This is a genomic window from Sphingomonas sp. Leaf34, assembly GCF_001421805.1.
Classification (GTDB): Bacteria; Pseudomonadota; Alphaproteobacteria; order Sphingomonadales; family Sphingomonadaceae; genus Sphingomonas.
In genome coordinates, this window is record NZ_LMLC01000006.1 from 1 (window position 1) to 12336 (window position 12336).

Annotated in this window: 14 protein-coding genes; 5 read left to right on the forward strand and 9 right to left on the reverse strand. The window is 66.2% G+C overall.

Annotated features, from left to right (window positions below):
- Window positions 1-349, reverse strand: a 349-nt coding sequence (locus ASF00_RS17415; RefSeq protein WP_156348429.1) for an FAD-dependent oxidoreductase, incomplete at its 3' end; no start/stop codon positions are given.
- Window positions 350-591: 242 nt separating this feature from the next.
- Window positions 592-1833 carry an argininosuccinate synthase gene (locus tag ASF00_RS17420; protein WP_234422517.1) on the reverse strand — a complete coding sequence of 414 codons (1242 nt, stop codon included), beginning with the start codon at window positions 1831-1833 and terminating at the stop codon, window positions 592-594.
- 144 nt (window positions 1834-1977) lie between these two features.
- On the opposite strand from ASF00_RS17420, the gene ASF00_RS17425 reads away from it, so the two are divergent.
- Complete coding sequence (locus ASF00_RS17425) at window positions 1978-2370, forward strand: EF-hand domain-containing protein (RefSeq protein WP_156348430.1); 393 nt, start codon at window positions 1978-1980, stop codon at window positions 2368-2370.
- Window positions 2371-2511: 141 nt separating this feature from the next.
- Here the strand turns inward: ASF00_RS17425 and ASF00_RS17430 are convergent, their stop codons facing one another.
- Genes ASF00_RS17430 through ASF00_RS17440 form a run of 3 tightly spaced genes read right to left on the reverse strand, consistent with a single transcriptional unit; the run spans window position 2512 to window position 5293 of the window.
- Window positions 2512-3738, reverse strand: coding sequence for an SAM-dependent methyltransferase (locus ASF00_RS17430; RefSeq protein ID WP_055882516.1), 1227 nt, complete (start codon window positions 3736-3738; stop codon window positions 2512-2514).
- Window positions 3739-3788: 50 nt separating this feature from the next.
- Window positions 3789-4550, reverse strand: coding sequence for a molybdopterin-dependent oxidoreductase (locus tag ASF00_RS17435; RefSeq protein WP_055882518.1), 762 nt, complete (start codon window positions 4548-4550; stop codon window positions 3789-3791).
- Window positions 4547-5293 carry a cytochrome b/b6 domain-containing protein gene (locus ASF00_RS17440; RefSeq protein WP_055882521.1) on the reverse strand — a complete coding sequence of 249 codons (747 nt, stop codon included), beginning with the start codon at window positions 5291-5293 and terminating at the stop codon, window positions 4547-4549. Before ASF00_RS17440 ends, ASF00_RS17435 begins: the two co-directional genes overlap by 4 nt.
- Window positions 5294-5344: 51 nt before the next feature.
- Between ASF00_RS17440 and ASF00_RS17445 the strand changes: the two genes are divergently transcribed.
- The gene (locus ASF00_RS17445; protein WP_055882523.1) at window positions 5345-5962 is read left to right on the forward strand and encodes a flavin reductase family protein; all 618 of its coding nucleotides are present in this window, start codon (window positions 5345-5347) and stop codon (window positions 5960-5962) included.
- 71 nt (window positions 5963-6033) lie between these two features.
- Here ASF00_RS17445 and ASF00_RS17450 read toward each other — a convergent pair whose 3' ends face one another.
- The 4 genes from ASF00_RS17450 to ASF00_RS17465 all read right to left on the reverse strand — a co-directional run bounded on the left by ASF00_RS17450 (window position 6034) and on the right by ASF00_RS17465 (window position 9375).
- Complete coding sequence (locus tag ASF00_RS17450) at window positions 6034-6792, reverse strand: sulfite exporter TauE/SafE family protein (RefSeq protein ID WP_082463534.1); 759 nt, start codon at window positions 6790-6792, stop codon at window positions 6034-6036.
- On the reverse strand, window positions 6785-7975 hold the full coding sequence (gene rlmN / locus ASF00_RS17455) for a 23S rRNA (adenine(2503)-C(2))-methyltransferase RlmN (protein WP_055882529.1): 1191 nt from the start codon (window positions 7973-7975) through the stop codon (window positions 6785-6787). The genes ASF00_RS17450 and rlmN overlap by 8 nt, the downstream gene beginning before the upstream one ends.
- A gap of 246 nt (window positions 7976-8221) precedes the next feature.
- A complete protein-coding gene (locus tag ASF00_RS17460) occupies window positions 8222-8695 on the reverse strand; it encodes a hypothetical protein (protein WP_055882532.1) in 474 nt (157 codons plus the stop codon).
- On the reverse strand, window positions 8692-9375 hold the full coding sequence (locus ASF00_RS17465; protein ID WP_055882673.1) for a histidine phosphatase family protein: 684 nt from the start codon (window positions 9373-9375) through the stop codon (window positions 8692-8694). The genes ASF00_RS17460 and ASF00_RS17465 overlap by 4 nt, the downstream gene beginning before the upstream one ends.
- 139 nt (window positions 9376-9514) lie before the next feature.
- Between ASF00_RS17465 and ASF00_RS17470 the strand changes: the two genes are divergently transcribed.
- The 3 genes from ASF00_RS17470 (at window position 9515) to ASF00_RS17480 (ending at window position 12330) form a co-directional block, all read left to right on the forward strand.
- Window positions 9515-10168: an outer membrane protein gene (locus tag ASF00_RS17470; RefSeq protein ID WP_055882535.1), complete on the forward strand. Its 654-nt coding sequence runs from the start codon at window positions 9515-9517 to the stop codon at window positions 10166-10168.
- Between the two features lie 132 nt (window positions 10169-10300).
- Window positions 10301-11419, forward strand: coding sequence for a DNA polymerase III subunit beta (dnaN, locus tag ASF00_RS17475; RefSeq protein ID WP_055882537.1), 1119 nt, complete (start codon window positions 10301-10303; stop codon window positions 11417-11419).
- Window positions 11420-11529: 110 nt separating this feature from the next.
- Window positions 11530-12330, forward strand: coding sequence for a Coq4 family protein (locus tag ASF00_RS17480; RefSeq protein ID WP_055882541.1), 801 nt, complete (start codon window positions 11530-11532; stop codon window positions 12328-12330).
- Window positions 12331-12336 lie beyond the last annotated feature (6 nt).

The window sequence follows — 12336 nt, forward strand, 5'->3', positions numbered from 1 at the left end:
AAGTCGAGCGCCAGATGCCCAGATTGCCGAGCGCCTCGAACGCGCGCAGCGGATAGCTGTAGAACTTGCCCTCGTAATAGATCCGGCTCATCCGCGGGCGTTCGATGAAGTCGTCGGGCAGGATCTCGTTCCAGAGATCGACCACCGGCTGCGACTTCGAAAAGAAGCGGTGTCCGCCGATATCGAAGCGGAAGCCCTCATGCTCGACGGTCCGGCTGATCCCGCCGACATAGACGGGGTCCTTCTCGATCACGGTGACCGTATAGCCCGCCTTGCCGAGCAGATAGGCGGCGGTGAGACCGGCAGGACCGGCTCCGATGATCGCGACGTCGACAGGTGTGTTCGGCATCCAGGCTCTTCCCCACTAGGTGCGGGGTGTATGCGTGAAGATGCCTAAGGCGTGGTTAACGAGCGGGGGCAGGGCCGTGCAGGAGCGTTCACGCCATCTCCCCACACGCGCACCTCCCCGGCGAAGGCCGGGGCCCAGAAGGGGAGGCAGCAGTAACAACGCGCCGCCCTGCGTTGGCAACGTCCCCCAGCTGGGCCCCGGCCTTTGCCGGGGAGGTGTAAACGCAGCAAGCGCGCGCTTTTTTACCGGTCGCGCCGGCCCAACAAGCGCAACCGCAGCGCGTTCAGCTTGATGAAGCCCGCCGCGTCGCGCTGGTCGTACGCGCCCTGGTCGTCCTCGAACGTCACGACTTTCTCCGAATACAGCGAGTTGGGCGATTTGCGGCCGACGACGTACACGCCACCCTTGTACAGCTTGAGCCGGACGGTGCCCGAGACCTTCTCCTGGCTGTGATCGATCGCCGCCTGCAGCATCTCGCGCTCCGGCGAGAACCAGAAGCCGTTGTACAGCAGCTCGGCATAACGCGGCGCGAGCTCGTCCTTCAGATGCGCCGCACCCCGGTCGAGCGTCAGCTGCTCGATGCCGCGATGCGCGAGGTGATAGATCGTGCCGCCCGGCGTCTCGTACATGCCGCGGCTCTTCATGCCGACGAAACGGTTCTCGACCAGGTCGAGACGGCCGATCCCGTGACGGCGGCCATAGCCGTTGAGCGTCTCGAGCAGCGTCGCCGGGCTCATCCCCTCGCCGTTGATCGCCACGCCGTCACCGCGCTCGAAATCGATCGTGATATACTCGGGCACGTCGGGCGCGTCCTCGGGGTTCACCGTACGCGAATAGACATAGTCGGGGACCTCGTCCCACGGGTCTTCGAGAACCTTACCCTCGGACGAGGTGTGCAGCATGTTGGCGTCGGTCGAGAAGGGCGACTCGCCGCGCTTGTCCTTCGAAACCGGGATCTGGTGCTGCTCGGCGAACTCGATCAGCTTGGTGCGGCTGGTCAGGTCCCATTCGCGCCACGGTGCGATCACCTTGATGTCGGGCGACAGCGCGTAATAGCCGAGCTCGAAGCGGACCTGGTCGTTGCCCTTGCCGGTCGCGCCGTGGCTGACCGCGTCGGCGCCGACCATCTTGGCGATCTCGATCTGGCGCTTGGCGATCAGCGGCCGCGCGATCGACGTGCCGAGCAGGTACAGCCCCTCGTACAGCGCGTTCGAACGCATCATCGGGAATACATAATCGCGCGCGAATTCCTCGCGCAGATCGTCGACGAAGATATGCTCGGGCTTCACGCCCATCATCTCGGCCTTGGCGCGCGCGGGCTCGAGCTCTTCGCCCTGGCCCAGATCGGCGGTGAAGGTGACGACTTCGCAGTTATAGGTCTGCTGGAGCCATTTCAGGATCACGCTCGTGTCCAGGCCACCGGAATAGGCGAGCACGACGCGATTGATTCCGGCGCTGCCGGCGGGGTTGATCGGATCGGTCACGGGCAGGGTCCTTCAGGCAATATCCAATGCCCGCGCCCCTATGCGCTGGGGCGCCGCCATGCAACCGCCCCGCGCCTCCTGCATTCATGGCGCGTACAACCAAACCGGTCTATCCGCGCCGCAAATCTCTGGAGTTACCGCACCGTGCTACGCCAAACGCTTACCGTTCTCGTTCTCGCAGGGCTTGCAGGCCCGGTGCTCGCGCAGGAAACCCGCGCGTCCGCCTCGGCCAAGTTCAAGGCCGAATTCGCCGCGTCGGATACCAACAAGGACGGCGTCCTGACCCGCGCCGAGGTCCAGGCGCGGATCGGCAACATGAAGGTCGGCGGGCAGGGCCGTCCCGATCCGGTTCACGCCAAGCGCCTCGCGGACTTGTGGTTCACCAGCGCGGACAAGAACAAGGACGGCAAGGTCACGCAGGCCGAAGCGCAGGCGCTGCTGGCCGCGACCTTTGCGAAGTACGATGCCAACAAGGACGGCAAGATCGGCGGCGACGAGCGCGCCGCGGCAAAGGCCGACGTGCAGGGCCCGCGCTGAGTCGCCTCGACACAAACCTCGTTCGCCCGCGGACGCGGGAGCCCAGCTAAGTACCGCAGTCTAGCGTAACCCTGGGCCCCCGCCTGCGCGGGGGAACGAGCAAGATTGACGGGGGGACTCTCCCCCCCCGCCATACCCGCGTCACCCCTCGCGCAACGCCCGCTCGCCCTCGATCATGTAATCGCGCGTCAGCGGCAGCGTCATCCGGCTCTTCGACAGCTGGATCTGGTAATTGACCATCCCCCCGGTCCGGAACGCCGCCGCGGCGCCTGCGAGGTAGAAGGTCCACATCCGGTAGAATCGCTCGTCGTACAGTGCGACGATCGCATCCTTCGCCGCCACCGTCCGGTCGTACCAGAGGTCGATCGTCAGCGCGTAATGCACGCGCAGCACCTCGATATCGGTCGGGAACATCCGCAGCCCCTCATAACCGCGCACGATCTCCGACAGCGCGGGGTTGTACCCGCCCGGGAAGATGTACTTCGTCGTGAACGTGTCGGTGACGCCCGGCCCGCCCATCCGCCCGATCGTGTGGAGCAGCATCACGCCGTCCTCGCTCAACAGGTCGCGGCACTTGCGGAAGAACGTCTTGTACTGCGGCGGGCCGACATGCTCGAACATGCCCACCGACACGATCCGGTCGAACGTCCCCGTCAGCGCACGGTAATCGATCAGCTCGAACTTCACCTTGTCGGCAACGCCCGCTTCCTCGGCCCGGCGGCGCGCGACCTTCAGCTGCTCCTCGCTTAGCGTGACGCCGAGGACTTCGGCCCCCGTCTTGGCGTGCAGATACAGCGCCATCCCGCCCCAGCCGCAGCCGATGTCGAGCACGCGCATGCCCGGCTGGATCGCCAGCTTGGCAGCGATATGCGCCTTCTTGTCGTCCTGCGCGCGCTCCAGGCTGTTGCCCGCGTCGGTGAAGTACGCACACGAATATTGACGATCCGCGTCGAGAAACAGGTCGTACAACCGGTCCGAGAGGTCGTAGTGATGCGCGACGTTTTTCTTCGACCGGCGCGCCATGTTCACGCGGTCGACGCGGTGGACGACCTTGTCGAGCAGCTTGATCGGCAGTGACGGATTGAGCCCGCCGCCGCGCTCCCACGGGCTGTTGCCCTTAAGCAGGTTTACCAGGTCGCGGATGTCGCCGCGCTCGATCACGAGCCGCCCGTCCATGAACGCCTCCGCCGCGCCGAGCGCCGGATGGCGAACGATCGCGCCAGCGACACCGGGCTTGGTCAGCCGGATCGTGACCGGGTTATAGGCCGGGTCGGGCTTGCCGAACTGCTTGGTGGTGCCGTCCGCATGGATCAGGATGAGGTCGCCGGTTTTGACCTGCCGGGCCAGGAAACGATCGAAAAGTGCCATGCCGCTTTAGCTAATGACTGGTACGGAAGTGCGCCACCCCCCGCAGGCGGTCAGATCCCCGCGTACCAATCATAATCGACGTTATCTTCCCAATAGCCGCCCTTGCCCTTGCCGATCCCGGCGAGGCTGTCGACCGCGTCGATCCGCATCACATATTTGGCGTGCTTGTAGCCGAGTTGTCGCTCGACCCGCAGCCGGACGGGCGCACCGTGCGCGACGTCGAGCACCTGATCGTTGAGCGCCCAGGCCAGGATCGTCTGCGGGTGGAACGCATCCACCAGGTCGACCGACTCGTAATAGTTCGCGCCGCCATACAGGTCGGCACAAGTGAACACGACATAGCGCGCCGAGTCGCGGATCTGCGCGGCCTTCAACAGCGCGCCCAGCTTGGGGCCCTGCCATTTGCCGATCGCCGACCAGCCCTCGACGCAGTCGTGCCGCGTGATTTGCGCGCGCGACGGCATCTGGCGGAGCTGCGGCAGCGTGACCGACAGCGGGCGACCGACCAGCCCGCCGACCTTCAGCCGGTAATCCGCGAAATTGTTCGCGACCATCGCGGTATAGTCGGGCGTCCCCGGATCGCGCGTGCCGTTCGACCGGAAGATCGGCGACATCTGCGCGGGGCTGAACTCGGGCACCAGCGCATTGCGGTTGGTCAGCGCGCGTTGCAGCCCTCGGTTCATGTCCTCGCCCATGAACAGGATCTTCCGCGCCTCGGGATGCTGGATGATCTTGTCGCATCCGGTGAGGAGCGCGCCTGCGCCGATCGCGGCCCCGGCGACGAGCGTGCGGCGTGTGATGATCGCGCTCATGCGGCGTCCTCCGGCCGGTGGGCCGGGACGTGGAAGCGCCCCGTAATCATCGACCGCACCTCGTTCCACGCGCCTGCCAGGATCACCAGCGCCAGATGGACGATGATGAACAGCACGAGGCCCGTGGCCGCGATGAAGTGGATCGAGCGCGCCGACTGTCGCCCGCCGAACACGTCGAGCAGCCACGGCCAGGCCGCGTCCATCCCCGGCGACATCGTCAGCCCGGTCAGGATCATCACCGGGATCAGCACGAAGATCGTTACGACATACGACAGCTTCTGCAGGATATTGTACGCCCCCGGCCGCTTCGGATCGTGGAAGCGGAAGGCGAGATGCTCCTTCACGTCATGCGCCACCTCGCGCGGCGACAGCTCGGCGGCACGGACGCGCAGGTCGCGCTGGAAATGCTTGTTAATCAGGCTGACGATCATGAACCCGAGCAGCGCGAAAGCGAGCACCAGCGCGAACAACAAATGCCAGCGCCGCGAAATAGCGAGGTTGTAGCTCACCGGGATCGTCAGCAGGTTGAGCAGCGACACCAGCCAGCTCGGCCACTGGTCGAGCGTCGTCCAGGCGCTATCGAAATTCGCGCCATACGCGCCCCAATACAGCCGCGGATGCGCCTTCAGGATGCCGATACCGCTGCCGATCATGATGAACATCGTCACCACCGTCACCCAGTGCCAGATGCGCGTCGCCATCCGGTGGCGCTTGATGATAGTCGGGGCAGTGGGATCGTTCATGCTCGACCTTCGCTATAGGCAGTCGAACGGCGATATAGCAGGATTAAGTACATGACCGAATGGCATTCTTACGAACCCGCGAATGGCCATCGCCTGCCGCATGATCCCCTCAACGCAATCGTCGCGCCGCGGCCGATCGGCTGGGTCAGCACGATGTCGGCGGACGGCGTCGCGAACCTCGCGCCCTATTCGTTCTTCAACCTGTTCAACTATGCCCCGCCGCTGATCGGCTTCTCGTCGATGGGCTGGAAGGACAGCGTCGCCAATATCGAGGCGACCGGCGAGTTCGTCTGGAACCTGGTCTCACGCGACCTTAGCGAGGCGATGAACACGACCGCCGCGAACGTCGCCGCCGACGTCGACGAATTCGCGCTCGCCAAGCTTGAGATGGCCGCCTCCACCAAGGTCAAGCCGCCCCGAGTCGCCGCGTCGCGCGCGCAGTTCGAGTGCAAGCTCACCCAGCTGATCCGCCTGGAAACCAAGGAAGGCCGCGAACTCGACCAGTGGCTCGTGCTCGGCGAAGCGGTCGCGATCCACATCGACCCCGCGATGCTCGAGGACGGCGTCTACCAGACCGCCCGCGCAAACCCGATCCTGCGCGGCGGCGGCCCCGCGGATTACTTCACGATCACCGAGGATGCACTCTTCAAGATGCGCCGCCCAGGCTGATCGACGCAAGACTGTTCACCCGCGAAGGCGGGTGCCCAGACTGGGTCCCCGCCTTCGCGGGGAAACAATCCTCAGCCGTACGCCCGCCAGAAGAACACGATCGTCGTCGCGATCGTCACCAGCAGCGTCCACACGCGAATGACCTTGGCGGACATCACCAGCCCGAGCTTCGCGCCGAAATGCCCGCCGACGATCCCGCCGAGCAGCATCGGTACGCACAGCGCCCAATAGACCATGCCGGTGGCGATGAAGATGATCGTCGCCGCCAGATTGGCGACCGCGAGCATCAGCGTGCGCGGCGCCGCAAGCCTGGCCGGCGTCGCCCCCGACAACAGCCCCCAGGCCGCGGTCAGCATCAGCCCGACCCCACCGCCGAAATAGCCGCCATAGACGCCCAGCATCGCCTGCACCGCAACGAGCGACTTCGGCCCGATCTCGACGCGCGACCGCAGCCACAAGGAGGCCTGCGTGCCGAACGCGATCGCCAGCGTCGCGAACAGCAGCAGCCACGGCACGATCAGGTCGAACGCGCGCGCCGATGTCGCGACCAGCAACAGGCTGCCGATGAGCCCGCCGACAAAGGTGATTCCCGCCATCGTCCGCATGCCGACGCCGGACACGGGCTCCAGCCCATGCCGATACGTCCACGCGCTCGCCATCGCGCCCGGCTGGAGCGAGACGTTGCTCGTCGCGTTGGCGAAGGTCGACGGCACGCCGAGCCCGATCAGCGCGGGCATCGTCGCGAAGCTGCCCCCGCCTGCCAGCGCATTCATCGCGCCGCCCAATAGCCCAGCCCCTGCCGCCAGTGCGACCGCACCGATCTCAAGCAAGCGCGGCTTCGCGATCCAGCTGCGCGCGGCTCTTCTTCTCCGACGCGGTCTTCAACTGCCCGCACGCCGCATCGATATCGCGACCGCGCGGGGTGCGCACCGGCGCCGAAATGCCGGCCGCGAACACGATGCTCGAAAACGACTTGATCCGCTCGGGCGTCGAGCATTCATAGACGGCACCCGGCCACGGGTTGAACGGAATCAGGTTCACCTTGGCGGGCAGCTCGTATTTGCGCAGCAGCCGGACGAGTTCGTGCGCATCGGCGTCCGAATCATTCTTGTCCTTGAGCATCACATATTCAAACGTGATGCGGCGCGCATTGTTGGTGCCCGGATAGTCCGCGCACGCCTGCAGCAGTTCCTCGATCCCGTATTTGCGGTTGAGCGGGACGATCTCGTCGCGCACCTCCTTGGTCACCGCGTGCAGCGACACGGCGAGGTTCACGCCGATCTCCGCGCCCGCGCGCGCCATCATCGGCACCACGCCGCTCGTCGACAGCGTGATCCGCCGGCGGCTGAGCGCGAGGCCCGCACCGTCCATCACCAGCTTCAGCGCATCGCGGACATTCTCGAAATTATACAGCGGCTCGCCCATCCCCATCATTACGATGTTGGTGAGCATCCGCCCCTCGGGCTGGCTCGGCCATTCGCCGAGCGAATCGCGCGCAAGCATCACCTGGCCGACGATCTCGGCGGGCGTCAGGTTGCGCACCAGCCGCATCGTGCCGGTGTGGCAGAAGGTGCAGTTGAGCGTGCAGCCGACCTGGCTCGACACGCACAACGTGCCGCGATCCGCGTCGGGGATGAACACCATCTCGTAATCCTGCGCGTCGTCCGAGCGCAGCAGCCACTTGCGCGTGCCGTCGGTCGACACCTGCGCCTCGACCACGTTGGGCCGGCTGATGACGAAACGCTGCTCGAGCCAGGGGTGCATCGTCTTCGAGATGTCGGTCATCGCCGAAAACTCGGTCGCGCCGCGATTGTAGATCCAGTGCCACAGCTGTTTCGCGCGCAGCTTGGCCTGTTTCTCCTCGAGCTGCGACGTCTCCAGCGCCATGCGCAGATCGGCGAGCGACAGCCCGAGCAGGTCGATACGCCCATCGCTGCGCGGCACGAAGCTGCGGGGAACGGGCACGGGATCGATGTGCCCGGGGATGGGCATGAGGTTCGCGGCGGTCTGCATGCGGCAGCGCTTAGCGGAAATTTCCCGATTTTTCTACAGGCTGCGTGGTGGTCAGCAACGACACCCTCTGATCCTCCCCCGCCAGGGGGAGGTGGCAGGCGCAGCCTGACGGAGGGGGAGGCACGCGCTCACCGCCGTTTCGTGTCCTCCCCCTCCGTCACCTGCGGCGACACCTCCCCCTGGCGGGGGAGGATCGTCCGGGTTCTTTGTGAAGAGTCGATTGAGCGCGAGGACGGATTCCAGCGGCTACCCCCCGCTACACGCCAGCGCCGCCGCATCGATCGCCGTCGCCGCACCCGGCAGCGCGTACACATCCGCGAACGGCCGCCCGCCGACCCCGACCGCCTCGACGCTCATGCTGCGCCCGGACCGGATCGCCGCGACGATCGCGCGGTCGCTCGGCGAATCGCTCGCCCAGGCGTCGAATCCGCCGGCGGCCAGCGTGAACCGGCGCTCGCCGATACTGAGCGTCACCCCCGCCGACCGATCGCGCTCGCGGCTCAGGCGGATATGGAGCGAGGCGCGCAGTCCCCGCTTGGGCCAGGTCGCGACGCTCGCGAACCCGCCGACGCGGCCGTGCGCCATCACCGGCTTGGCGATCGCGTAGCAGCGGTCGGGGGTCGCATCGCGAAACGCGCCCCAGCCCTGGTAGATGCCGATCGTGTCGCGCGCCGCGGCGGGCGTGGCGACCGCGGCCAGCAGCAGGATCGCCCGCTTCACGCTGGCGCGAAGCCGGTGCCGCGATGCGGAACGGTTGCACGTCCGTTCTCGACCAGGGTGATCGATCCCTGCGGCAGGCCCGGCGCAATCGGCGCGCCGAGCAGCGGATCGACCGGCGCGCCGGTCATCACGCCCAGCATCACCCGGCTCGAAATGCCGTGCATGATCACCAGCCGGTCGCCCGCATCCGCCGCGGTATCCGCCAGCCATCTGCCGACACGCGCCGCGATCTGCGGATAGCTCTCGCCGTCGTGCGCCGTCTTCAATAGCCCGCCCGGCAGCATCACCGGCCCCACCTCGTCGACCACGTCCGCATAATAGCGTCCGCCCCACGATCCCATGTCGATCTCGACCAGTCGTGGGTCGGTCCGCGCGTCGTGCCAGTCGAGGTCCAGATGCTCGGCGATCACCGCCAGCGTCTGGAGCGCCCGCCCCGTCGGCGACGCCCACATAGTCAACGCCGGTTTCGCCCCCAGCGAGTCGCGCAACGCCCGCCCGAGCTCGTCGGCTTGCGCGAATCCGGCGCGCGTCAGCGGCGTATGCGCGGCATCGCCCTGCAACCGATGCGCGGCGTTGAAGACGGTTTCGCCGTGCCGCGCGACAAAATCGCGACCATTGCGAACAGGCGGGTTTGCGGTTGATCGGGCGTCCGGTTCACCCTGCCGATGGCTTGGAATCATGGCCGGCATTTCAACCCCCTGTGGCGCAAAAGCAACGGATTTCCGCGTTTATCTGGGGTTCATGCAACGCCCGGGCGGTTGGTCCATTGGAGCGGTCCACCCCGCGTCTTGGGGTGACCAGATAGTAAGGAGTATCCCAATGCGTAAGCTTATCGCCGCCTCGCTGCTCGCCACCACCGCCGTGGCCGCACCAGCCCTCGCCCAGACCAACCCGACCTTCACCGGCCCGCGCGTCGAGGCCACGCTCGGCTACGACCACACCGGCGCCGGCAGCAGCGTGTCCAACAACAACGGGCGCGACGACCAGAAGATCGACGGCCTGCTGTACGGCGGCGGCATCGGCTACGACATCGCGACCTCGAGCAACATCGTGCTAGGCGCAGAAGCCGAACTGACCGGCTCGACCGCCAAGAGCGACCGCAACGACTATACCAGCGACTTCGGCTATGGCCGCGTCAAGCAGGGCCGCGACATCTATGTCGGCGCGCGCGCAGGCTATGTCGTCGCACCGACGACGATGCTGTACGTCAAGGGCGGCTACACCAACGCGAAGCTCGACGTGCTCGCCGGCAGCACCAGCCAGACGACCGACAACAGCTTCAAGCTCAACGGCTGGCGCGTCGGCGCGGGTGCCGAGCATGCGGTCGGCCCGAACAGCTATGCCAAGCTCGAATATCGCTATTCGAACTATGAGCGCGGCAACATCGATTACGCGACCGGCGGCACGAGCCAGCGGTTCGACGTCGACACGGATCGTCACCAGGTCGTCGCAAGCTACGGCTTCCGCTTCTGATCGCGTTTTAACGCGACGTTTACCGTGATCAAAGAAGGGTCGGGGCGCTTGCTCCGACCCTTTGTTGTTGGGTAAGCCATTAGCGGATTGCCCCCAGCCCCGAGTCCGGCTGTGGAGGCCGGGGGAATTTTGATGAAGGCGACGATCGAACGCGCAACGCTCCTCAAGGGGCTGAGCCATGTCCAGTCCGTGGTGGAGCGGCGCAACACCATCCCCATCCTGTCGAACGTGCTGATCGAGGCGACCGCCGAGGGTGCGCTCAAGCTGATGGCGACCGATCTGGATCTCCAGATCAACGAATCGATCGCCGCTGCGGTCGACCAGCCCGGCGCGACCACCGTGTCCGCGCACACGCTGTTCGACATCGCGCGCAAGCTTCCCGAGGGCAGCCAGGTCCAGCTCGCCGCGTCGGAAGGCCGGATGAGCATCGTCGCGGGCCGCGCGCGCTTCTCGCTCGGCACGCTGCCGCGCGACGATTTCCCGGTGATCGCGGAAGGGGAGCTGCCGACTCAGTTCGAACTTCCCGCCGAGACCTTGAAGCAGATCATCGACAAGACCCGCTTCGCGATCTCGACCGAAGAGACTCGCTATTATCTCAACGGCATCTTCCTCCACGTCGCGGACGGCGACAGCTCGAACCCGGTGCTGAAGGCCGCCGCGACCGACGGCCACCGCCTCGCCCGCGTCACGCTGCCGCGGCCCGAGGGTGCCGAATCGATGCCCGACGTGATCGTCCCGCGCAAATGCATCGGTGAGCTGCGCAAGCTGCTCGACGAGGTCGACGGCTCGGTCGGCGTCTCGCTGTCGCCGACCAAGATCCGCTTCGATCTCGGCCAGGCGATCCTGACCTCGAAGCTGATCGACGGCACCTTCCCCGATTACAGCCGCGTGATCCCGACCGGCAACGACAAGATCCTCAAGATCGACCCCAAGAGCTTCATGGAAGGCGTCGACCGTGTCTCGACCATCGCCACCGAGAAGACCCGCGCGGTGAAGATGGCGCTCGATCGCGACAAGATCACGCTGTCGGTGACCTCGCCCGAAAACGGCACCGCCGCCGAGGAAGTCCCCGGCGATTACGTCGCGCTCCCGTTCGAGATCGGCTTCAACAGCCGCTACCTGATGGACATCCTCGCGCAGATCGACGGCGACATGGTCGAGGTCCACCTCGCCGACGCCGCCGCGCCGACGCTGATCCGCGAAAACGACAAGTCGCCCGCGCTCTACGTGCTTATGCCGATGCGCGTGTGACACTCATGCCCTGACGATCGATCGAAAGGCCATCCTTCGGGGTGGCCTTTTTCGTTTGAACGCAGCGCCGGATCTGATACTAACAGCAATGTCAGTAAGGAGTCGATTCGATGGCGAAGCTTCCTCCCTTTCCCGGTACGACGGGTCGTCGCGATTGGCGGACGGCGTTCGACGCGATCAAGAAACTGCTCGCCAACGGTGACGACACGACTCAGGTATTCCGGATCATGCGCGCGCTGAACGTCGGCAACGCGCCAATGAACTATGCCCGGCTGATCGCCACCGAACAGGGCGGGCGGATCGCCTATGACCAGGTCGAACTCGCACGGCGCTTTTCCGACCCCGCCTTCGTCGCGAGCTTCGCGCCCGGCACGGTCGGTGCCGCGTATCGCGACTTCCTCGAGACGACGGGCTATTCCGCCGACGGCTTGGTCGAGGTCTCGCGCCTCGTGCCAAGCGAGGACGATCTGGCGCACCCATACGCCTGGTTCGGCCGGCGCGTGCGCGACACGCACGACATCTGGCACGTACTGACCGGCTACAAGGCGGACGAGAGCATGGGCGAGGCCGCGCTGGTCGCGTTCAGCTATGCGCAGGTCGGCGGGCTCGGCTGGGCGCTGATCGGCTCGGCGGCGGCGCTGAAAAGCATCCGCGTCACCGGCAGCCGGCTCTTCGCGAACGCGGTCTGGGAAGGCTATCGCCACGGCCGCAAGGCGAAGTGGATTTCGGGCGAGGACTATCTGACCCTCCTGCACGAGCCGCTCGACGCCGCGCGCGCACGGCTCGGTATCGCGACACCGGTCGCGTATCTGCACGCGCAGCGCGAACTCGGACCCGAGCTCGCCTCGTATCTCAGCACGCAGCGCGCGGCGACCGCCGCGGCCACCGTGCCGGAGCGGATCGCCGCCTGACGCGAC